Below are 21,363 nucleotides of genomic sequence, written 5' to 3' on the forward strand. Positions count from 1 at the left end.
CATAGCGCGCGACAGTATATTGCCTCGCCGGAACGCAGGGAGGGAAGGGCCAATGGAAGACCGATGCGGTCCGCATGAATGTCGCGCGATGAATGCCACTCCGTTGCGCGGGCCGGGAGCGCGCTCTTGAACCGTTGGCCCCGAGTGTCTGCGGGCCGGGCGGTCGCGACACTGCGTGAGAGCCAGGAATTCCAGTCGGCACTCGTCCGCCTGACCGCCTGGCTGGTGATGGCCGTGTTCATCGGCATCGGCGGTATCCAGGGCCACTATACGATCTCCTGGTCGTTATACGCATGGCTCTTCGGCGTCCATTTCGTATGGTTCGCGGGCCTGCTGTACGACATCGTTCGACGCCCGTGGCTGCGCCCCTGGCGCACGCGGTTCGCGATCGTGGCCGACCTGAGCGCGATCACGCTGCTGATCCTGCTCGCGGGCGAACCGCTGGCCCCGTTTTATCTCGTGTACATCCTGTCGTTTCTGTCCCAGGGCACGCGTTACGGGCGCACGAATCTTACGATCGCGTCCATCGGCAGCGTGCTCGCGTACGGAGCGATCGCCACGGTCATGGGCGGATGGCAGACACACGGCTTCGAGGTCGGATTCATCCTCGCTTCGCTTCTGATCCTGCCGCTCTATCAGGACCGTCTGCTGCGTAACCTGCAGGCGACGCGGCAGCGGGCAGAGGACGCCAACGCGGCACGGGGCGATTTTCTCGCGACCGTGAGTCACGAACTGCGCACGCCGCTGGCGGGTATGGTCGGGGCCGCTCGCCTGCTGCGCGACTCTGATCTGGATCCGGAGCAGCAACGCTGCGCGGAGTCGATCTGCGCATCCGGCGATACGCTGCAGGCCCTGATCGGGGACATTCTCGACCTGTCCAAGATCGATTCGGGTTGTCTCGATCTGCACCCGGAACTCTTCGAACTGCGCCGAAGCGTGCTCGATGTCAGCCGCAACGTGGGTCAGCAGGCGCTGGACAATGGCGTCGAACTTATCTGCTGCATCGACGGTCGGCTTCCGGTTCTGGCGTATGGCGACCGGCTGCGGTTCGAGCAGATCCTGTACAACCTCATCGGCAACAGCGTGAAGTTTACGCCGGCGGGAAGGATCCGGATCGAGGTCGAGCGCTCCGGGCCACACCCGCGGTTACCCGAAGAGCACGTGGAGGTCGTCATCGCCGATACCGGTGTCGGTATTCCGCGCGCGCGGCTCGACAGTATCTTCGACAGTTTCTGGCAGGCGGACACGCGTGCGAGCCGGGGGCGTGGCGGAACCGGCCTCGGTACGACCATCGCCCATCGGTTGACGACCGGGATGGGCGGGGATATCTCCGTCGACAGCGAGGAGGGACAGGGGACGACCTTCCGGATACGTCTGCCGCTGTTGCCGGGATCCGCGCACGACCGGCCGCCCGAGCCGCCCGCCGTCCTGCAGGGACGCACCGCCCTGGTCTATGAATGCGATCCGGAGGCGCGCAGTGCCCTCGAGGAATCGTTACGGCAGGCCGGCATGCAGGCGGTGTCGTGTTCGGACGATATGGAACTCGAACGCCACCTCCAGGAACCGGGGGTCAGCGAGCGGATCGAGGTGGCGATCGTCGCGGATAACCCGCCGGGACTCGATCTTGGGGCGGTCGCCGAGCGTTTGCGCGAGCGCATCGGCCACACCGTGCCTACGCTGTATGTAGGCTATGGCGGTCGCCTGGCGAATGGTTCGGCGACCACCGCGGTGGGTAAGCCCTGGCATCCGGATGAGTTCTGGGCCGCCCTCGCGGCCGTAGTCGACCGCGAGGGCGCCGAGCGTGGATCCGCCGCGCGTGCAATGCTCGCAGGCGTCAGGGGCGTTAAGCCGCTCAGTATCCTGGTCGTCGAAGACGATTCGGTGAATGCGGAGCTCGCGGCGACCGTGCTGGGGCGTCTGGGCTATACGGTCACGGTGGCCCGCAATGGCCGCGATGCCCTGGAACGGCTTGCGGCCGGCGGCGTTCAGCTGGTGCTCGTGGATCTGCGCATGCCGGGCATGGATGGCGTCGAATTCACACAGCGGCTTCGCGCCCATGAACGCGACGGAACCCGGCTCCCGATCGTGGCCTTGAGTGCGAATGCGGCGGTCGAAGTGCGCGCGCGCGGCCTCGAGGCGGGTATGGATGGCTTTCTGACCAAGCCGCTTGATCCCGACAAGCTGGAATCGTTGATCGATCGGCTTGTGCGCGCCTGAGCCGCTCGAACGGAACTCCTGCCCGCTTGAAGGTGTCCGAGCAGCATGCGCGCTCACGCCCTCGTGAGCATTGGCGGCGGTTTGTACGGAGAGACTGACCATGAAGCGACTGATTCACGGCCTGCTGGTGTTCGGACTGCTGGCGACCCATCCGGCCGCGGCAGCCCCCGAGGCCGATCTCTGGGAGCGATGGACCGCGCACGACGAGACATCCACGGAGACGATCGATCACTCCGCCTGGACCGGGTTTCTCGGGGAATACCTGCAGGAAGACGCGGAAGACGTGACGCGGCTGGATTATGGCGGCGTCGACCAGGCCGACCAGCAACGGCTCGATCGCTATATCGAGCGCCTGGCCGGCGTTCCCATCAGCGATTACAGCCGGTCGGAGCAGTTCGCGTACTGGGTCAATCTGTACAACGCCGTGACGGTCGACGTCGTGCTGGAGCACTATCCGGTCGAGTCGATCCGCGACATCGATATCTCGCCGGGCTGGTTCAGCAGCGGCCCCTGGGGGGCCAAACTCGTAACCGTCGAGGGCGAGGAACTGTCGCTCGACGATATCGAGCATCGCATCCTGCGACCGATCTGGTCCGACCCGCGGATCCACTACGCGGTCAATTGCGCGTCCGTGGGTTGTCCGGATCTGCAGCCGCAGGCGTTCACGCCGGAGAACATGGAGAAACAGCTCGACCGGGCCGCGCGCGGATACGTGAACGACAGCCGCGGTTTCACGATCGACCAGAACGATGATCTGATCGTGTCGAGCATCTATGAATGGTTCCAGGAGGACTTCGGCGGCAGCGAATTGGGCGTGATCAAACACCTGCAGAAATACGCGGACGAATCCGGCGCGGCCATGATCGAGCGCCGCACGGAGTACGACAGCCACCGCTATGACTGGTCACTCAACGACGTGCAGTGATCGGGAACCGCGAATGCGTGCGGGTGGCGCTTGAGGGGAACTGTGGCGCATCTGGAGCTTCGCTGAGAGCGTTCGGGGGACCAGCGCGCAAAAAGCCGGAACCACGAATGAACACGAATGGACACGAATAGTGTCCGGGGTGTGTGGGAGTCCGCGGGGCTTCGCTGAAATCGCGAGGGTACTGAGCCCCCTGAAACAGGGGACTGCCTGTAGCCACTCTGCGTATGTAATGCCCGTCGATATCGGGGATCGAGACCCTGTCAGCGAAGCTCCCACGGGGTTCGCGAACCACAAACCAACATTTGGAGCTTCGCTGAGAGCGTTCGGGGGACCGGTGCGGAAAAAGCCGGAACCACGAATGAACACGAATGGACACGAATAGTGTCCGGGGTGTGTGGGAGTCCGCGGGGCTTCGCTGAAATCGCGAGGGTACTGAGCCCCCTGAAACAGGGGACTGCCTGTAGCCACTCTGCGTATGTAATGCCCGTCGATATCGGGGATCGAGACCCTGTCAGCGAAGCTCCCACGGGGTTCGCAAACCACAAATCAACATTCGTGTGCATTCGTGTTCATTCGTGGTTCTTCATCCGTCGTTCCAATAACACGCACCCGCACTGACGGTCAGCGATCGAGCCGCTTGTGCTTCGGCCGGTGGGGCTGGGCGGCGTCGGCGCCGAGGCGACGTTTGCGGTCTTCTTCGTATTCGGAATAGCTGCCTTCGAAGAAGAACACCTCGCCGGTCTCCTCGAACGCCAGCGTATGGGTCGAGATACGGTCCAGGAACCAGCGATCGTGCGAGATCACCACGGCGCTGCCGGGATAGTCCATCAGCGCCTGTTCCAGCGCCCGCAGCGTCTCGACGTCGAGGTCGTTGGTCGGTTCGTCGAGCAGCAGCAGGTTGCCGCCACTTTTCAGCAGCTTGGCCAGGTGCACGCGGTTGCGCTCGCCGCCCGACAGGTCCTTGACCATTTTCTGCTGATCCGGCCCCTTGAAATTGAAGCGGCCGCAATAGGCGCGCGAGGCGACCTGCCAGTTGCCGACCTCGATGTAATCGTGGCCGTCCGAGATCTCCTGCCAGACCGTTTTGCTGCCATCGAGGTGATCGCGTGACTGGTCGACGTACGCGACTTCGACGGTATCGCCGATCTCGATGGTGCCGCTGTCCGGCTGCTCCTGGCCGGTGATCATCCGCAGCAGCGTGGTCTTGCCGGCACCATTGGGCCCGATGACGCCCACCAGCGCGCCCTTCGGCACCCGGAACGACATGCCCTGGTAGAGCTCACGGTCACGGAACGTCTTGGTGAGGTTCTCGGCCTCGATGACCTTGTCGCCCAGCCGCGGGCCCGGTGGGATGTAGATCTCGTTGGTCTCGGCGCGCTTCTGGTACTCGGGCTGCTGCAGTTCCTCGATCCGCTGCAGGCGTGCCTTGTTCTTCGTCTGCCGGCCCTTGGGGTTGCTCTTGGCCCACTCGAGCTCCTGCTCCATCGCCTTGCGTCGGGCACTCTCGGTCTTTTCTTCCTGCGCGAGGCGCTTTTCCTTGTACTCGAGCCACGCGGAGTAGTTGCCCTGGAAGGGATGGCCGCGGCCGCGGTCGAGTTCGAGAATCCAGCCGGCGACGTTATCCAGGAAGTAGCGGTCGTGGGTGACCGCGACCACGGTGCCTGCGAACTCGCCCAGATACTGTTCCAGCCACGCGACCGATTCGGCATCGAGATGGTTGGTCGGCTCGTCGAGGATGAGCATGTCGGGCTCGGACAGGAGCGTGCGGCACAGGGCCACGCGGCGGCGCTCGCCGCCCGACAGGTTGGCGGTCTCGGCCTCCCACGGCGGCAGTCGCAGGGCGTCGGCGGCGACCTCGAGCTTGCGGTCCAGGTCCCAGGCGCCGGCGGCATCGATCTTGTCCTGCAGCTTGCCCTGTTCCTCGAGCAGCTTCTCGAAGTCGGCGTCCGGGTCCGCGAAGGCCTCGCCGATCTCGTTGAAGCGATCGACCATCGCCTTGGTATCGGCGACCGCTTCCTCGACGTTGCCGCGGACGTCCTTGCTGTCGTCCAGCTGGGGTTCCTGGGGCAGGTAGCCGATCTTCAGGCCGGGCTGCGGGCGCGCCTCGCCCTCGAATTCGGTGTCGAGGCCGGCCATGATCCGCAACAGCGTCGACTTGCCGGCGCCGTTGTACCCGAGCACGCCGATCTTGGCCCCGGGGAAGAAGTTCAGGTTGATGTTTTCGAGAATCTTCTTCTTCGGCGGAACGACTTTCGTGAGGCCGTCCATCGTGAATACATACTGCGCCATAGCTGGTCCTGCCGAGGGTTGTGCGAGAGGGCGCGTATTATCGGTGCAGTTGGGGTTTTGGTCTACCTGCGGTTCCGTGCCGCGGAGCCCTGTGCCAGGGTATAGCATCCCCATGGTCACTGGAGACCCCATCATGCGGCGCATCCGCGCGTGTTTCGTACTGCTGCTGTTGTCGCTGACCGGCGCCGCCGGAGCGGCCGATCTGCCCGTGTTTTCCACGCCGGACCGGGCCGATGAAGCGCTGCGGGCGAAGGACCTGCCGTTCCACCTCCACTACGACAGCGGGCAGTGGGATATCAAGCCCCAGCGCTCGCAGCTCGCCCTGCTGGCGCGGGTCCTGCACCGGGAGGAAGCGGTATCGGGCGCGTTCGATTACCGCGCGGAGTCGCTCACCGAGGAGGCACTGCGCGAGCGCGAGATCGCCGAGCTGGAGTCCGCCTTCGCAAGTCACGAAATTGAGGGTTTCGAGCGGCGTCGGGTCAATGGCCACGAGGTGCTGTTCATGCGGGCCCGCGCGACCACGGCCGATGGCCAGGAAGTGGTCGTGCGCAGCTATCTGTGGCGTGGCGACGAGGGCACGGCCGATTACGGCGTGGTGGTGGATGCCGAGCGCTTCGACGCGTACCGCCAGGACATGATCGACCTGCTGAACGGGTTTGATCGCCGCACCGCAGGGGAGTCCGGGGCGTGACCGCGACCGGCGTGTTTGAAGGAATGGACGCGGGCGGCCATGAACAGGTCGTCTACTGCAATAACCCGCGCATTGGCCTGCGGGCGATCGTGGCGATCCACGACACCACGCTGGGGCCCGCCCTGGGCGGTGTCCGCATGTGGCCCTACGATGACGGGGACGCCGCCCTGATGGATGTCCTGCGCCTGTCGCGCGGTATGACCTACAAGAATGCCCTGGCGGGACTCGAACACGGCGGCGGCAAGGCCGTTATCGTCGGCGATCCGGCGGTGGACCGCACCGAGGCGCGCATGCGCTGTTTCGGGCGTTTCCTGGATTCGCTGGGCGGGCGGTACATCACGGCCGAGGATGTCGGCATGACGGCTGTCGACATGGAGTACATCCTGCAGGAAACCCCATGGGTGACCGGCACCCACGAGTACCGTGGCGGCAGCGGCGATCCGTCGCCGTTCACGGCCCAGGGTACGCTGGCCGGCATCCGTGCCTGTCTGCGCGAGCGCTTCGGACATGTCGATATCGGTGAAGTTTCCTACGCGGTGCAGGGGGCGGGCCACGTCGGGACCGAATTGATCAGCCGCCTGCGCGATCACGATGCCCGGGTGTTCGTCTGCGACGTCGATCCTGAACGGGTGCAGCGCGCAGTGGACGAGTTCGGCTGTGTGCCGGTCGACGAGGAGGCGATATTCGATACGGGCGCCGAGGTGTTCGTGCCCTGTGCCCTCGGCGGGGTGATCAATCCGGAGACGCTGTCGCGGCTGCGTTGCGATATCGTTGCCGGCGCCGCCAACAATCAGCTGGCGACCACTGCCGATGGTGACGAACTGCATCGTCGCGGCATCGTGTATGCACCGGATTACGCCATCAACGCCGGCGGCGTGATGAATGTCTCGCTGGAGATGAAGGGCTACAGCGCGGAGCGCGCACACGCCATGGCCGAGCGGATCGAGGACACGATCAGTGCGATCTTCGAGCGGGCGCGAGCCGAAGCCATTCCGACCTGGCTCGCGGCCGATCGGCTCGCCGAAGCCCGGATCGCGGAGCGGGCGGTCCTGCGTTCAAGTGCCCCCGCGACGCCGGCTGGTGCGATCCACGTACCATCCGGCCGCGGCTGATCCACGCCGCGAGCGCTGGTCAGCGGGTCAATGAACCGGCGCGCACCAGACGCGAACGCCAGTAATCCCGGTCGAGGCTACTGATCTGGACGTCCGCGCCGGTCTTCGGCGCGTGCACGAACTCGTCTTCACCGACGAAGATGCCGACATGCGAGACCTGGATTCCCGTGATGCGGAAGAACACCAGGTCCCCGGGCTCGAGCTGGTCAAGATAGCGTCGATTGACGGCCTCGTATTGCGCGCGCGTCGTGCGCGGCACCTTCGCGCCAGCCCGGCGGTAGGCGTACTGTACGAGACCGCTGCAGTCGAACGCGTCCGGACCGTTCGCGCCATAGCGGTAGGGGCTGCCCCGCAGCGACAGGGCGATATCGGCCGCCCGCTGATGTGTGGCCCCGTCATCGCCGGATTCGACCGTCGGCCGCGGGGCGGTCGCACAGCCGGCGATGAGCAGGATCGTGACCAGCAGAAGTCCGGCAGGGGCCGGATGTCGGCCCGGTATGCGTCTGGCCCGCATGGCAGTCTCTCCGATGCGCATCGTGCAATTATCGCCTGTTTTCCGGAGCTTGCAAGTGAAACTTGATGGAGTTCGCAGGATTATCCGCCTTGTCCGGGACCGACCGGTAGCGTGATCGGCGGCAAAATGGCGGGATTGAGGGGCTTGTTCAGCACTGGTTCTGCAGGGGCTGGATCGGGCCCGGGGCTGCACGACGGGCGCCTGCGTGCGTGTCCGGGGGCGCCATGCTGCGTATCCACGGAGGCGGGCCGGCCCTCACGCCGGGTGGCGCCGATCGGCTATCCGGGATCCCGGGCGGAGATGCGCGCCATACTCGTGGATGTGCTCCGCTCATGGCCGCGGACCGAGCTTGTCACGGTTGAGGACGACTATATCCATGTAGTCCAGCGATCCCGCTGGTTCGGCTTTCCGGATGACCTCGAATGCCATCTGCCAAACGACGAGCGCCTCGTCCATGTGCGCTCGGCCGCCCGCGTTGGCTGGTATGACTTCGGGGTGAATCGCGCCCGCGTCGAGCGCCTGCGCCGCGCCGTCAACCAGCGACTGGCCCACCAGGCCGGGCCCTGATCAACGATCTTCCGGCCCGGCGGGAAGGCACCCGCGGGTGGAACTGGTCGCAATACGCTGCCGCGGCACGGGAACGAGGCGGTCCACCTACAGGAGTTCGTCCTGATCGATACCGATCACGGCCAGGCAGTCACCGGGCCGTGCGAGGCCGGGGAAGTGGCGGCCGATCAGGGTGCCGCTGCGGTTCGCGTAATACAGTCCCGGCTCCAGGCCGGTCTTCTCGATCGAGTGGATGCGACCGATCAACTGGCCGTCGACCACCTCATCGCCCAGTGTGACCAGGCACTCGTACAGTCCGGTCTCGTCGGAGATCGTGTACGAGTTGACGTCCGGCGTCGCCATCACGCGTGAGGGCGTCTCGCCGCGCCACTCGCGCGTATTCGGCTCGCCGTCGAGATTGCCCAGGTGGTGCATGACGTTGACGACGCCCTGTTCGGCGATCTGTACCGTTTCCGGCGTGGTGGTACCGCCGCCGCTCAGTTCGGTGAACATGAAGATCTTGCCTGATTCCTCGACCACGCCGTCGATCATGCCTTCGGTGTCGAGTTCCTCGATGATGAGCGAAATCGGTGCATCGAAAGCCTGGATGACGCCCTTGGTGCGCTCGAACTGCTCGGCGTCGTTGAGGTAGTGCATGGCCGCGAATGGCACGAAGTCCAGCGTCTTGCCACCGGAATGGAGATCGATGACCGCTTCGACCCGTGGCAGGAGCACATAGGTCACATAGTGGCACAGCATCTCGGTGATCGAGCCGGTGCGCTGTCCGGGGAACGCCCGGTTCATGTTGACGCCATCAAGCGGCGAGCAACGGGCGCCGACCTGAACGGCCGGGGGGTTGAGACACGGGATCATGATGATCGTCCCGTGGACCGATGCCGGGTCGATCGACGCGGCGAGTTTCTTCAGGGCGATCGGCCCTTCGTACTCGTCACCGTGATTGCCGCCGGTGAACAGCACGCTCGGTCCCGGGCCGTTGCGGATCACGGTGATCGGCACGCGCACGGCGCCCCAGGCGGAATCGTTGGCGGAATAGGGGGCGCTGATGTACCCGTGCTGCTTGCCGTCCGCGTTCCAGTCGATATTGGAGGTGACGCGTGGCCCCTTCTGCGTGAGGCCCGGTGTTTCGTTTTCGTTCGCGGTCATTGCTCGATCCCCATTCGTGATTCGGATTGGCCCGTAAAGCGGAGCCCTGTGCAGCACGGTTCAGGCGATTCTGTCACAGCATCGCGTTTTGCCAAGTGTCCTTATGGACCCATCCGTGTTTCCGGAAAATCCATCGTACCCGTGTCCGGTCAACGCGCGAATTTTCCTCCATGGGGCGGTTTCGGGGGAATATCTGCCGCGGTGCTTCAGTGACGCTGCGGTAGACGCACTTCCCGGCTGCGGCTGAATGGCGGCAGAACACGGTGAACGGGACCCTGAATGTTCGCCATCAGGCGCCAGGCGCAACGGTTACGATCTCACTTGCCGGGCGTCCCGGATCGGTCGGCCGAGCAGTCCGGCCCGGCGGCGCCGCCCTCCGTGAACCAGACGTAATCGAATGGCAGGGTACCACCCGCCGCTTCACGCTGGTCGGCGATGGTCGGCCGATTGGCGGTGCCGAGAAAGGCGACGGTGACAAAATCGCGCTCCGGGGCTCCCCGTTGCAGATAGACGGGGACTCCGTAATCCCGGCGAACGTGGCCGCGGCCGGCGATGAGGACCGCGCCACTGGCCGAATCCGCTTCGAGCATCGTATGCGCCATGGCGGCATCACGCAGGCGCTGCACCGCGATCATGCGATCGACCGGGGCATGTTCCGGCAGGCCACAGTGGGCGCGCGTCAGTGTATCGAGCAGACGCCGTTCGGCGGCCGCATCGAGCGGTGTTTCCAGCCCGGGAAACGTCTCTTCGGTCCGGTCAGCGAGGGCGGCCAGTCCTGCCTCGGCGACACGACCGGACAGGTCCGAGGCGGGGCCGCCGGCCCGCACCGGCAGGCCGTGCGCGAGGGCCGCTTCGACGATCGGGCGGTACGCCGACCAGGGCGGCCAGCCCCGTTCCCGCCATTCGACCGCGGCACCGAACGCGACGGCGTCAGGTGCATCCGCCCGTCGCCATGCGTCGATATCGCCTTGCCGGTCGCGCGCGACCATCTCAAGAACGATGGCGGGTTGGCGCCCATTCTCGGCAATGGCCCGGATCAGGCGCGCCTGGAGCGCATGGTGTCGGGCGACGGTATGCGTCTCGCCGAGGAGTACGAAAGGCGCGGCCCGCGCCGCCGCAATGACCTCGCCCGGGTCCACGAACCGCGCTTCGGCCGGTTTCCAGATCCGCCCGGGGAGCGGCTCCGCCCGCGCCACGCCGGTCGCGCCCAGCACCAGCACCAGGATGATCAGCCAGCGGCGTCCTGCGGGGTGCAGGCGAGCCTTGTCGAGGCATGGCCCCGGGTGCGGTCGGCGCCAGCCCGCCGTCCGTGCGGGCTTGCATTCGGTGCGCATCATCTTTACAAACCCCGGTTTGCCCATCGGCGGTCCCCATGATCGAGACGGAACACCTGACCCGACGGTTCGACCTGTTCACTGCGGTGGATGATCTCACGTTGCGTGTCGAACCGGGCGAAGTGCTGGGATTCCTCGGGCCGAACGGTGCCGGGAAGTCCACCGCGATGAAAATGATCAGCGGATTCCTGGCACCCAGCGAAGGCCGTGCCGCGGTCTGTGGTCATGACGTCGTGAACGAACCGCACGCCGCCCGGCTGGCGCTCGGTTACCTGCCCGAGGGTGCGCCGGCGTACGCGGAGATGGTGCCGCGGGCTTTCCTGCGTTTCATCGCCGATATGCGCGGGCTCCGCGGCGAGCACCGCCAGCGGCGTATCGATACGGTCGTCGAGCAATTGCATCTCGGACCGGTGCTGTATCAGCCCATCGTGACCCTCTCCAAGGGCTTCAAGCGCCGCGTCGGTCTCGCCCAGGCATTGCTGCACGACCCGCCCGTGCTGATCCTCGATGAGCCGACCGACGGTCTCGATCCGAACCAGAAGCATGAAGTGCGCCGCCTGATCAACGCCATCGCGCCGGAGAAGACCATCATCGTCTCGACGCACATCCTCGAGGAAGTGGAGTCCGTCTGCACCCGGGCCGTGGTGATCCGCAGCGGCCGGGTGGTTGCCGACGATACGCCCGCCGGCCTGCTGGCGCGCTCGCGCTACCGCAACGCGGTCACGGTTGCGATCGAGGAGGATATCGATGATGCGCCCGATGTCCTTGCCGGTCTGCCCGGCGTGACCGGGATCGAGCGCGCGGCCGACGGCCACAGCGTGACCGTGTTCGGGGAGGACGGGCTCGATACCGCCGCGCGGGTGCGGGCGTGCTGCCACGAACAGGGCTGGACGGTGACCGCGCTGCGCGCCGAGGGCGGTCGACTCGACGACGTGTTCCGTGACATCACGGCATCGGAGACGGCGGCATGAGGGCGATCGGAGCGATTTTCCGGCGCGAACTGAGCGGCTATTTCGTAACCCCGGTGGCCTACGTATTCCTCGTGATTTTCCTCGCGCTGATGGGCGCGTTGACGTTCTATTTCGGCGCTTTCTACGAGCGCGGGCAGGCGGATCTCGGCCCGTTCTTCGGGCTGCACCCGTGGCTGTACGCGTTTCTGGTGCCGGCGCTCGCGATGCGGCTGTGGGCCGAGGAGCGCGATACCGGCACCATCGAACTCCTGCTCACGCTGCCGGTCACGACCGCGCAGGCGGTCATCGGCAAGTTCCTCGCGGCGTGGGTCTTCGTCCTGTTCGCGCTCGCACTGACCGCCCCGATGTGGTGGACGGTCAATTATCTCGGGGAACCGGATAACGGCGTCATCCTGGCCGCTTATATCGGCAGTGGCTTCATGGCCGGCGGGTTTCTGGCCATCGGCAGCTTCGTGTCGGCGCTGACCCGCAGTCAGGTGGTCGCGTTCGTGATCGGGTTCGTGCTCTGCTTCCTGTTCCTGATGGCCGGCTATCCGCTGGTGCTCGATGCCTTCCGCGGGTGGGCGCCACAGGGCGTGGTCGATGCCATATCGGCGATGTCATTCCAGGCGCATTTCGAGTCCATAAGGCGCGGGGTACTCGAACTGCGGGATCTGATCTATTTCGTCGGACTGATCGTGTTCTTCCTGTTCGCGAATGTCACCGTCATCGAAATGAAAAAGGGCGAATGAACGATGCGTTTCGCGCCGGGTCGCCGATTGCAGTCCATTGCCGGTATCGCGCTTGCCGGTGTCCTGTTTGTCGCCGTCGTGCTGCTCGCCGATGCCCTGCTGGTCGGGGCACGCGTCGATCTGACCGAGGACCGTCTGTATACCCTGTCCGAGGCCACGCACGGTATCGTCGAGGATATCGATGAGCCGATCGAGTTCACGCTGTACTTCTCGAACGACGCCGCCGAGGGCGTGCCGTTCGTGCGTCAGTACGCACAGCGTGTACGGGAACTGCTCGAGGAATACGAGGCCCTGTCCGGTGGCCGCATCGATGTGCGCACGGTCGACCCCAAACCCCTGACGGAGGCGCGCGACCGCGCCCTTGAGCACGGTCTCGAACCGGTTCCTTCCGGCACCGGCAACAATGCCCGGCTGTTCCTCGGCCTGGTCGCGACCAACAGCACCGATGGCGTCGAGGTCATCGAGTTCTTCGAGCCCGAGCGCGAGCGCTTCCTCGAATACGATATCTCGCGTCTCGTCTGGTCGCTGATGAATCCCGACCCGCCCGTGGTCGGGGTCATGTCCCGGCTCGATATCACCGAGCGCTACAACCCGAGCACGCGCGAACCGATCCCGGCGTGGGCCGTTGTCGACCGGATCAAGGAATTCGCCGAAGTCCGCGAGGTGGACACGCCGACCACGGGCATCGACCCGGAAATCGACGTGCTCATGCTGGTGCACCCGCGCGATTACCGGGAACGCACGTTATATGCCGTCGATCAGTACCTGACCCACGGCGGGCGCGCGGCGGTATTCGTGGATCCGGTGGCGGATACCGCTTCGGGCCCCACTCGCGATCAGCCGGACGGTCGCGTCAGTGCGTCGGACCCGGGGCCGCTGCTCGAGGCGTGGGGGGTCGACGTCACGCTCGGGCACGCCGTCGCCGATCCGCGCAATGGCCTGGTGGTCAGCACCGGCGAGGGCCGCCAGACCGTGCATCCCGGGCTGCTCGGGATCACCCGTCAGGGGCTGGCGACGGATGATGTCATTACCGCCACGGTCGAGCGCCTCGTATTCGGCTCGCCGGGCGTGATCACCAATGCCGAAGGCGGTCTCGAGATCACGCCGCTGGTGCAGGCCGCGCCGTCCGCCAGCGTACTGCCGGCGGAGCGCTTTGTGGGTCTCGACGATCCGTCTGAACTCGCGCGTGGCCTGAAACCGCTGGGGCGTCCCTTGACCGTGGCCGCACGTCTGCACGGCGATCTGCGTTCGGCCTGGCCCGATGGACCGCCGCCCGAAGGGGAACCGCCGGCGGGCGGCCATCGGGCGGCGGCAGCGGATCCGGCCAATATGGTGCTGTTTGCGGATACCGATGTCCTGTCCGATCGGCTCTGGGTGAACGAGCGCCGCCAGCGCGGTCAGACCGTGCGCGAGGCCTTCGCGGGGAACGGCGACATGGTGGCGAACGCCATCGAAAACCTGCTGGGCAGCGATGCCCTGATCGGCATTCGCGGCGCGGGCACTTCGGCGCGCCCGTTCACGCGCGTTCAGGAACTTGAGCGTGAAGCGGCCAACCAGTTCCGGGAAAAGGAACGGGAGCTGCGCGAGGCCCTGGAGGAGACCGAACAGCGCCTGGAGGCGCTGCGCAGTGGCCGCGAAGCCGGTGAGGGTGGCGTGATCCTGAGCGAGGAACAGCAGCAGGAACTCGCCGCGCAGCGCGAGCGCCGTAATCGCCTGCGGCGCGAGTTGCGCGAGGTTCGGCAGCGTCTGGACGCGCGGATCGAGGCGCTGGGCGATCGCCTGCGGCTGCTGAATATCGTCGCGGTACCCGGCGTCGTCGCATTGACGGCGCTGCTGGTGTTCGGATTCCGGCGGCGGCGCCGTCGCAGACGCGCGGCGGCAGCGGCGTGAGCGGACGTACGCTCGCTGCCCTGGCACTCCTGACCGTACTCGCCGTGGCTGCGGCATGGTACGTGCGTCAGCCGGTGCCGGAGCCCGCCGCGGATACCGCCGGTGATCACTTCATGCCCGGTCTGGCGGATCGTCTCCCGTCGGTGACGGGCGTCCGCGCCCGGATCGCGGGAGGGAAGCTCCTCGCGGACGTCGTGCGCGACGGCGATATCTGGCGTGTGCGCAACCGCGACGGTTATCCGGCGGACCCCGGCACATTGCGGGGCACGTTGATCGCGCTGTCCGAGGCGCGACGGCAGGATGCGAAAACGGATCGCCCGGAAGGCTGGGATCGGCTGGGACTGCAGCCGATCGAGGAAGCCGATGCCGGCGGGGTCGAGCTGACGCTCGAGGGGCTGGATCCGGCGCCGCGCGTCATCATCGGCGAGACGGCGGGCGCTGATACCGGGGGGACATACCTGCGCCGCTTGGACGGCGACGATGGGCGCGCGTGGCTGGTCTCGGAACGGATTGAAAGGCCCGCGGAGATCGGTGACTGGCTCGATGACCGCCTGACGGAAATCCCGATCCAGCGGATGCGCTCGGTCGAGATCGTTGCGCGCGATGGTGAACCGGTCCGGGTCGCGCGCGAGCAACCACGGTCCCGGAACTTCGAGATCGCCAACCGGCCCGAAGGTCGCCGCCCGCTGTCCAACAGTATCGCCCGCTCGGTCGTGCGGATCGTCTCCGATCTGCGCCTGACGGACGTGCATCCGGCCCCTGCGGTCGATCTGCCTCCCCGCCTGGCCGAGGCCCGGTTCGAGACGCTGGACGGTCTGCGGATCGTGATCGAAGCGTTTGCCGCCGAGCGCGGAACGGGCCCGCGTTATATCCGCCTCCGCGCGGAGGCGGCAGCGGGTTCGGGCGATCCGGTGCGCCAGCAGGTCGATACGCTCAATGCGCGTTTCGATGGCTGGCTCTACGCGATCCCCGAGTACAAATTCGTCAATATGACGCACACGCTGGAAAGCGTACTCGAGGATCCGAGGTAGGACTGCGCACGGCGGCCCGGCATCGCTCGATCGCCGCCGGAAGGCCCGCCGTTACTCGGACGTCGATGCCCCCGAGCCGTCCGCGGCGCCTTTCAGATACCGATTCAGAAACGCGGTCGTTTCCGCCCATGCACGGGCCGCGGTATCGGGCTCGTAATTTTCGCCGGACGGATTCGCGAAGGCGTGGCCCGCGCCCTCGTAAACGTGGATCTCGTGGGGTTTCTCCAGCTGCGTGAGCACCTGACCGAATTCCCGCACTGTCTCCGTCGGCACGACACTGTCTTCGCTGCCAAAGAGACCCAGAATGGGCACGTCCAGCGGCGCGAGGCGGTCGGCATCGGTCTCGAGCTCACCGTAATAGATCACGCTGGCATCCAGCTCCTCCGGGAACATCAGTGCCGTGCGCAGGGACCAGCCGCCGCCAAAGCACCAGCCCACACTGCCGATCCTTGCCGTCGACGGCATGACGTCCAGGTAGTAGAAGGCCTGCTCGATATTGCGTTCGAGCCGATCGGTCCGGGCCATCGCCTTGTCCATCAGTGTGCGGGCCCGTTTCGGGCGCTGGGCCGTTTCGCCTTCATACAGATCCACCGCCAGCGCCACATAGCCGGCGTCGGCGAACCGACGGGCCATCGCCCGGATATTGTCATTCAGTCCCCACCACTCATGGATCAGTACGACGGCGGGGAACGGGCCCGAGCCGGTGCGCGGGCGCGCCAGATAACCGCTGACGGGTTCGCCGTCGAGGGTCGCGTAGTCGCGCGTTTCCGCGTGCACGGTCTCCTGGTCCGCCTCTATGTTGGCGCTCGGGGTGTCGTCCGCATGCTCTTCCGCGACGCGCTCCCCGTAGTCGGAATCTTCGGCATGGGCGGGAATGAGCGTGAATACGAGCGCGAGCGCGAGTAGCTGCGGGACAATCTGGCAGATTCGTTGCATAAGTATTCCGGTCGAGGGTTTCGTCCGATTGTAGCCGCCGGCGCGTGTTGGCCCAACGTCGCGTTTTCTCCGCCCGCTGCAATCGCTCCATCCGGACCCTGTCAGGCCTGTATTCTCTATACCGGCCGGCCCGGGGCGGGCAGAAACCGGACACCGATGCGCACACTCTCCGAAATCCGGTCCAGTGGCAGGATTCTGCAGGTCGCGGCTTCAGCAGTCGTGATCCTGCTCGCGCTGGCCGCGTTCGCGGCACCTTCGCACGCGGCTGGGAATTGGCTGGATGCCACCAGCATCGCCGCGCTGCTCGCTTGTGCCGGCGGCCTCATGGCGATCACCATCGGCGCGCCGCGGCTGTCGACCGCGCTTGCGATCGTCGCCATTACCGGCGGTATGGCCTCGCTCGATGGCCTGTATGTGCCGTGGATAGGCGGTGGTCCGGATGCCGGCGATACCGCCGGCCTGCTGACCCGGGTAATCGCCATGGCGACCGTGCTGGCGGGTCTTGCGATCGGTGCGGCCGCCTGGCTGCGCAAGCCGCGCCGGCGCGCAATGACCGTGGTTTCCGTGGGGGCGATCACGGTCGCCCTTGGCCTCGCGGGTCTCCTTCATGATCTGTTCCCCGGCGCCGAGACAAGCGGGCCGGCGCTGTGGCTCACGATCTGGCGTGCACTGCTGCTGGTCGTGCTGGGCACAGCCATTATCCTGGTCGGTCGGCCGGCGCGCCGCCGGGCCCGTAGCCGGCTTACGCGGTGGCTGTTCGTGCCAGTGGCCCTCGCGGTCGCCGCGGGTGCCCTGCTGCTTGCGCAGCTGGTCCGGATTCAGGAAATGGGTCAGCTCGACGCCCGCATCGAGACGACCATGGAGCGGATCGAAGACCAGCTCGCCGCCCGACTGGCATCCAGCGTACTGGGAATCGATCGAATGGCGCGCTCCTGGACGTGGACCGGGCAGCCGGAGCGCAATGACTGGAAGACGGACGCCTGGCTGTTCGTCGATCATTACCCCGAGGTGCGGGCCGTCGCCTGGGTAGACCCGGAGACACGTGTACGCTGGCTCGCGCCGCTGGCCGGCTCGCATGCGCTGCAGAATAACCTGCTCAGGGATCACGGCGTCATGGGCGCGGCGCTCGAGCGCGCGCGTGAGGCGCGTGGTCCGGCCATGAGCGACCCGGTGGAACTGGCGATCGGCGGACTCGGGTTCATCGTGGCGGCACCGGTTCCGCGCGGCGCGGATTTCCTCGGTCATATCGTCGGTTTCTACCGTTTCAAACCGATCATGGAGCGGATCCGGGGGGATGTAGCGCCGGGATATACGATCTCACTGGCGAACGATGCCGGGACGATCTTCCCCGCCCGGCGCTTGGTGGAGAGGCCGGATGGCGGCTGGTGGAAGGAAGATCGCTTCAAGGCCTATGGAGCCGAGTGGACGATCCGGATCGCGCCCGGTCAGGAGACGCGCGAACGCTACCTGACGTCTTTGCCCGGATTGACCCTGGCCATCGGTCTCGCGCTCGCGCTGCTCGTCGGGGTGGCCGTGTACCAGGCGGAGGTTTCCCGGCTGTCGGCACGGCGTCTCGGTTATGCGGTCGAGCGGCGGGCGCGGGTCGAAGCGGAACTGCGGCGTCATCAGCGCACACTCGAGCAGCGCGTGGAGGCCAGAACCGCGGATCTCAACGCGAAGCAGGAGGAACTCGAACGCAGCAACGCGGAGCTCGAACGACTGGCGACCACCGATGAACTGACGGGGGTCTGTAATCGGCGCCGTTTCCTCGAGGTCGCCGAGCATGAGCTGCGCGCCGCACGGCGCTACGACCGGGCCTTGTCGCTGATCATGTTCGATCTGGATCATTTCAAACGGATCAATGACCGCCATGGGCACCAGTGCGGCGACCGGGTGCTGACGGCGGCCGCGGAAACGGCGGGTGCGGGGCTGCGGGAAACGGACTGCCTGGCCCGCTACGGTGGCGAAGAATTCGCGGTGCTGTTGCCGGAAAGCGGGCCAGCGGAGGCCGACGCGGTCGCCGAGCGTATGCGCGACGCGCTTGCGCGGCTGACGGTGGAGTGCGATGGGGGCGAGTTGTCCCTGACAGCGAGCTTCGGCGCCGCGGCTCTGATGGCGGCGGACCGGGATATCGACCAGCTCCTCGAACGCGCGGATCGCGCCCTCTACGAGGCCAAAAGCGCGGGCCGGAATCAGGTCGTCCATCTGGATGCATGATGTGACTGCGTGACCCGGGGGCGGTGATCGGCGGGGCGCCGCCTCCGGCCGTTCGAGCCCGTCGGCCGAACCACCCCGGTACCGTCGGGATCGAGTCCGGTAGCCCGGATTGGCGCGGCACTGCACGAGTCGGGCACAATACAGCCATGAATACGAATGAAACCGGCAGGCGCGGCCTCGTCGCGTTCCTGCGTGATCACAGGCCGATCGTGGTCGTGAGTATGGTCGCTGGGCTCCTCATCGTTTTTGCGGTAGCCGGTCCGCTGCTGGTGGCACCACCCGGACCCGGTGTGCGCAATGTCGCCGATCTTCCGAAAGCGGAGGAAGAGCAGCCCGAGGAAAAACAGGCGGAGAGAGAGCAGAAACTCCCGGCCAAGAAACAGAACTTCTTCGATTTCCTCCGCCCGGTGATTCGCGCTGAGAACAATCGGGTACGCGAGCAGCGCGAGCGCCTGCGCGGACTGCTTGAGACCCTGAAAGCGGAGGGGTCGCTGTCCTCGGGCGAGCGCAAGTGGCTTGCGCGCATGGCGGAACGTTATCGTGTCAAGGCCGATGAGCCGCTGGCGCGCGCGCGTGCCCTGTGGGCGCGCATCGATATCATTCCGGTCTCGCTGGCCCTCTCACAGGCCGCCCTCGAATCCGCGTGGGGTCAGTCGCGATTCGCCCGCGAGGCCAACAATCTGTTCGGGGAGTGGTGCTTTGAGCCGGGTTGCGGCGTGGTCCCGGAGCGACGGCCCGCGGGGAAAACCTACGAGGTCGAGGCGTTTGATGGTGTCGGTGGCTCAGTACGCAGTTATATCCACAACCTCAACTCCCATCCCGCCTACGCGCCACTGCGCGAAATCCGGGCCCGGGCGCGGGCCGCGGGCGAGATGCCGAGTGGCTATGAGATGGCGGCCGGGCTGGTGAATTACGCCGCGATAGGAGAGAAGTATGTCGGCCACATCCGCAGCGTCATCGAGGCCAACGGGCTTCGTCGGCAGCCGGACCAGCAGTCGGGGTAAAGTGCGCGCCGGCTGTCTGGCGCTCGCCTCCATGGCGGCGTTTTTCTCCTCGTTCGCGTCCGCGGCGAGTGGGGTCGTGCTCGAATACCATCACGTGGCGAACGATACGCCGCCATCGACCAGCGTGACGCCGGCGAAATTCGAGGCGCACATGGATCACCTCGCGGACAACGATTTCAGTATCTGGCCGCTGCCAAAACTCGTCGAGACCCTTCGCGAGGGCGGTGACGTCCCCGAACGGACCGTCGCGCTCACGTTCGATGATGCGTACGCCTCGGTCTACGATGAGGTCTTCCCGCGGCTTCAGGATCGCGGCTGGCCGTTCACCGTGTTTGTCTCGACCGGGTCGATCGACAAAGGGATCGATGCGTACACGAGTTGGGACGAATTGCGGCAAATGGAAGCGGCCGGCGTCACCATCGCCAATCACAGCGTCGATCATGCCCACATGGTGGCGCAGGGCGATCGCGATCGCCGGGAGTGGCTTGAGGACGCGCGGGCGAATATCGTCGATGCCCAGGCGCGTCTCAATGAGGAACTGGAGTCCCCTGCGCGCCTTTTCGCCTGGCCATTCGGGGAGTTCTCGCCGCCGCTGCAGCGGCTGCTCGCGGATCTCGATTACGTCGGCTTCGGACAGCAGTCCGGCGCCGTCGGGCCGGACAGCGATTTCACCGCGTTACCCCGGTTCCCGCTTGCGACCGGCTTCGATTCGCTGGACAGCTTTGCCCTCAAGGTCCGCTCGCGGCCCCTGCCCGTGGCGGAGGCGGAGCCCGCCAGTGGCGTGCTGGGCCCCGATGCCGAGCGCCCGGTCCTGAATCTGACACTGGAGGAGGGGCCGTACCGTCCGGAAACGGTACGCTGCTACATCGGGGGCGGGCCCGCCGAGACCGAAATCGACGAGAGTATGCCGGCAACACTGCGCGTGCGACCCACGGAGGCGCTGGGGACGGGCCGAACCAAGATCAATTGCACGGCACCGGCGACCGATGGTGATCAATGGTTCTGGTACAGCTACGTATGGATGAAACCCAATCCCGACGGTACCTGGTACAGTGACTGACTTGGCCGGGCACCCAAGTGACGGGCTCTGGCAGCGCCTGTGGCGCACGTTCCTCTCCGGTCTGGCGACCGTCCTGCCGGTCGGTATCACGCTCTATCTGGTCTGGTGGCTGCTGCAGCAGGCCGAGTCGCTGTTTGGCGGGCTGGTGCGAGTCGTGTTGCCCGACGGCTGGTACTTTCCGGGCCTGGGAATCCTGGTCGCGATCGGGGTCGTTCTGCTGGTCGGGGCCTTTCTGAACGCATGGCTGTTCGCCCGTCTGGTCGATCTGGGCGAAGCGATACTGAGCCGGATTCCCCTGGTCAAAACCGTATATACCGGACTGCGCGATATTCTCGGATTCCTCTCGCGCTCGGGCGGGGAGTCGGATCTCAAGCAGGTGGTTTCGGTCGAGATCCAGCCCGAGGTCCACGTGATCGGCTTCGTGACCGATAACGACGTCGGTCAGGGGCTGCCTGAACTCGCGCGCGATGCCGACGATCCGCTGGTTTCCGTTTACATGCCGATGGGGTACCAGGTAGGGGGGTATACCCTCTACCTGCCCGAGAGCCGGCTGCAGCCGCTCGATCTTTCGATCGAGCAGGCCATGCGGGTGGTACTCACGGCGGGCGTCAATCGCCCGCACTCCACGGGCGGTGACGGTAACCGGGGATAGGGCGGGGACGGGCCGCCCGAGGGCATTCCTCGACGGGCGTGGAAGTCCCCCCGCTGGCGCCACCGCCCCATATCCGGCG

General features: G+C 66.2%; 18 protein-coding genes. 13 read left to right on the forward strand and 5 right to left on the reverse strand.

Features of this window, described 5'->3' with window-relative positions; translation table 11 throughout:
• The first annotated feature begins 126 nt into the window (after positions 1–126).
• Positions 127–2,217 carry a response regulator gene (locus tag A0W70_RS02840; protein WP_175443048.1) on the forward strand — a complete coding sequence of 697 codons (2,091 nt, stop codon included), beginning with the start codon at positions 127–129 and terminating at the stop codon, positions 2,215–2,217.
• Positions 2,218–2,317: 100 nt separating this feature from the next.
• A complete protein-coding gene (locus A0W70_RS02845) occupies positions 2,318–3,142 on the forward strand; it encodes a DUF547 domain-containing protein (RefSeq protein WP_070988124.1) in 825 nt (274 codons plus the stop codon).
• A gap of 621 nt (positions 3,143–3,763) precedes the next feature.
• Here the strand turns inward: A0W70_RS02845 and ettA are convergent.
• On the reverse strand, positions 3,764–5,431 hold the full coding sequence (gene ettA / locus A0W70_RS02850) for an energy-dependent translational throttle protein EttA (protein WP_070988125.1): 1,668 nt from the start codon (positions 5,429–5,431) through the stop codon (positions 3,764–3,766).
• Positions 5,432–5,564: 133 nt separating this feature from the next.
• On the opposite strand from ettA, the gene A0W70_RS02855 reads away from it, so the two are divergent.
• Positions 5,565–6,122, forward strand: a complete 558-nt coding sequence (locus tag A0W70_RS02855; protein ID WP_070988126.1) for a hypothetical protein — start codon at positions 5,565–5,567, stop codon at positions 6,120–6,122.
• Positions 6,119–7,234 carry a Glu/Leu/Phe/Val dehydrogenase dimerization domain-containing protein gene (locus A0W70_RS02860; protein WP_245675791.1) on the forward strand — a complete coding sequence of 372 codons (1,116 nt, stop codon included), beginning with the start codon at positions 6,119–6,121 and terminating at the stop codon, positions 7,232–7,234. The genes A0W70_RS02855 and A0W70_RS02860 overlap by 4 nt, the downstream gene beginning before the upstream one ends.
• Positions 7,235–7,253: 19 nt before the next feature.
• Here A0W70_RS02860 and A0W70_RS02865 read toward each other — a convergent pair whose 3' ends face one another.
• On the reverse strand, positions 7,254–7,748 hold the full coding sequence (locus A0W70_RS02865; protein ID WP_070988285.1) for a C40 family peptidase: 495 nt from the start codon (positions 7,746–7,748) through the stop codon (positions 7,254–7,256).
• 126 nt (positions 7,749–7,874) lie between these two features.
• Between A0W70_RS02865 and A0W70_RS02870 the strand changes: the two genes are divergently transcribed.
• Entirely contained in the window at positions 7,875–8,315 is a 441-nt protein-coding gene (locus A0W70_RS02870) for a DUF1499 domain-containing protein (protein ID WP_070988286.1), read from the forward strand.
• An 87-nt stretch (positions 8,316–8,402) separates the two neighbouring features.
• Here A0W70_RS02870 and A0W70_RS02875 read toward each other — a convergent pair whose 3' ends face one another.
• Entirely contained in the window at positions 8,403–9,458 is a 1,056-nt protein-coding gene (locus A0W70_RS02875; RefSeq protein WP_070988127.1) for a succinylglutamate desuccinylase/aspartoacylase domain-containing protein, read from the reverse strand.
• Positions 9,459–9,775: 317 nt separating this feature from the next.
• A complete protein-coding gene (locus A0W70_RS02880) occupies positions 9,776–10,795 on the reverse strand; it encodes a ChaN family lipoprotein (RefSeq protein ID WP_175443050.1) in 1,020 nt (339 codons plus the stop codon).
• Positions 10,796–10,830: 35 nt separating this feature from the next.
• Here A0W70_RS02880 and A0W70_RS02885 point away from each other — a divergent pair, with 35 nt between their 5' ends.
• Genes A0W70_RS02885 through A0W70_RS02900 form a run of 4 tightly spaced genes read left to right on the forward strand, consistent with a single transcriptional unit; the run spans position 10,831 to position 15,415 of the window.
• Positions 10,831–11,763, forward strand: a complete 933-nt coding sequence (locus tag A0W70_RS02885) for an ABC transporter ATP-binding protein (RefSeq protein ID WP_070988130.1) — start codon at positions 10,831–10,833, stop codon at positions 11,761–11,763.
• On the forward strand, positions 11,760–12,494 hold the full coding sequence (locus tag A0W70_RS02890) for an ABC transporter permease subunit (protein ID WP_070988132.1): 735 nt from the start codon (positions 11,760–11,762) through the stop codon (positions 12,492–12,494). Before A0W70_RS02885 ends, A0W70_RS02890 begins: the two co-directional genes overlap by 4 nt.
• A gap of 3 nt (positions 12,495–12,497) precedes the next feature.
• Positions 12,498–14,384: a Gldg family protein gene (locus tag A0W70_RS02895; protein ID WP_070988134.1), complete on the forward strand. Its 1,887-nt coding sequence runs from the start codon at positions 12,498–12,500 to the stop codon at positions 14,382–14,384.
• Positions 14,381–15,415, forward strand: a complete 1,035-nt coding sequence (locus A0W70_RS02900) for a DUF4340 domain-containing protein (RefSeq protein ID WP_070988135.1) — start codon at positions 14,381–14,383, stop codon at positions 15,413–15,415. Before A0W70_RS02895 ends, A0W70_RS02900 begins: the two co-directional genes overlap by 4 nt.
• Positions 15,416–15,466: 51 nt before the next feature.
• On the opposite strand, the gene A0W70_RS02905 is transcribed toward A0W70_RS02900, so the two are convergent.
• Complete coding sequence (locus A0W70_RS02905) at positions 15,467–16,351, reverse strand: dienelactone hydrolase family protein (protein ID WP_070988136.1); 885 nt, start codon at positions 16,349–16,351, stop codon at positions 15,467–15,469.
• A 156-nt stretch (positions 16,352–16,507) separates the two neighbouring features.
• Between A0W70_RS02905 and A0W70_RS02910 the strand changes: the two genes are divergently transcribed.
• The 4 genes from A0W70_RS02910 to A0W70_RS02925 all read left to right on the forward strand — a co-directional run bounded on the left by A0W70_RS02910 (position 16,508) and on the right by A0W70_RS02925 (position 21,284).
• Positions 16,508–18,568, forward strand: coding sequence for a sensor domain-containing diguanylate cyclase (locus A0W70_RS02910; RefSeq protein WP_083330712.1), 2,061 nt, complete (start codon positions 16,508–16,510; stop codon positions 18,566–18,568).
• Positions 18,569–18,714: 146 nt separating this feature from the next.
• The gene (locus tag A0W70_RS02915) at positions 18,715–19,572 is read left to right on the forward strand and encodes a glucosaminidase domain-containing protein (protein WP_070988138.1); all 858 of its coding nucleotides are present in this window, start codon (positions 18,715–18,717) and stop codon (positions 19,570–19,572) included.
• Positions 19,502–20,632: a polysaccharide deacetylase family protein gene (locus A0W70_RS02920; RefSeq protein WP_083330713.1), complete on the forward strand. Its 1,131-nt coding sequence runs from the start codon at positions 19,502–19,504 to the stop codon at positions 20,630–20,632. The genes A0W70_RS02915 and A0W70_RS02920 overlap by 71 nt, the downstream gene beginning before the upstream one ends.
• On the forward strand, positions 20,625–21,284 hold the full coding sequence (locus A0W70_RS02925; protein ID WP_175443051.1) for a DUF502 domain-containing protein: 660 nt from the start codon (positions 20,625–20,627) through the stop codon (positions 21,282–21,284). The genes A0W70_RS02920 and A0W70_RS02925 overlap by 8 nt, the downstream gene beginning before the upstream one ends.
• Positions 21,285–21,363: the final 79 nt, after the last annotated feature.

It is taken from the genome of Halofilum ochraceum, assembly GCF_001614315.2.
GTDB classification, from domain to species: Bacteria; Pseudomonadota; Gammaproteobacteria; order XJ16; family Halofilaceae; genus Halofilum; species Halofilum ochraceum.

Bases quoted from the DNA above. Each gene is read 5' to 3' on its own strand.
- ettA (WP_070988125.1), bottom strand. From the start codon at position 5,431: ATGGCGCAGTATGTATTCACGATGGACGGCCTCACGAAAGTCGTTCCG.
- A0W70_RS02870 (WP_070988286.1), top strand. From the start codon at position 7,875: ATGGCGGGATTGAGGGGCTTGTTCAGCACTGGTTCTGCAGGGGCTGGA.
- A0W70_RS02920 (WP_083330713.1), top strand. From the start codon at position 19,502: ATGTCGGCCACATCCGCAGCGTCATCGAGGCCAACGGGCTTCGTCGGC.
- A0W70_RS02880 (WP_175443050.1), bottom strand. From the start codon at position 10,795: ATGATGCGCACCGAATGCAAGCCCGCACGGACGGCGGGCTGGCGCCGA.
- A0W70_RS02875 (WP_070988127.1), bottom strand. From the start codon at position 9,458: ATGACCGCGAACGAAAACGAAACACCGGGCCTCACGCAGAAGGGGCCA.
- A0W70_RS02915 (WP_070988138.1), top strand. From the start codon at position 18,715: ATGAATACGAATGAAACCGGCAGGCGCGGCCTCGTCGCGTTCCTGCGT.
- A0W70_RS02865 (WP_070988285.1), bottom strand. From the start codon at position 7,748: ATGCGGGCCAGACGCATACCGGGCCGACATCCGGCCCCTGCCGGACTT.
- A0W70_RS02885 (WP_070988130.1), top strand. From the start codon at position 10,831: ATGATCGAGACGGAACACCTGACCCGACGGTTCGACCTGTTCACTGCG.
- A0W70_RS02910 (WP_083330712.1), top strand. From the start codon at position 16,508: ATGCGCACACTCTCCGAAATCCGGTCCAGTGGCAGGATTCTGCAGGTC.
- A0W70_RS02845 (WP_070988124.1), top strand. From the start codon at position 2,318: ATGAAGCGACTGATTCACGGCCTGCTGGTGTTCGGACTGCTGGCGACC.
- A0W70_RS02855 (WP_070988126.1), top strand. From the start codon at position 5,565: ATGCGGCGCATCCGCGCGTGTTTCGTACTGCTGCTGTTGTCGCTGACC.
- A0W70_RS02905 (WP_070988136.1), bottom strand. From the start codon at position 16,351: ATGCAACGAATCTGCCAGATTGTCCCGCAGCTACTCGCGCTCGCGCTC.
- A0W70_RS02895 (WP_070988134.1), top strand. From the start codon at position 12,498: ATGCGTTTCGCGCCGGGTCGCCGATTGCAGTCCATTGCCGGTATCGCG.
- A0W70_RS02890 (WP_070988132.1), top strand. From the start codon at position 11,760: ATGAGGGCGATCGGAGCGATTTTCCGGCGCGAACTGAGCGGCTATTTC.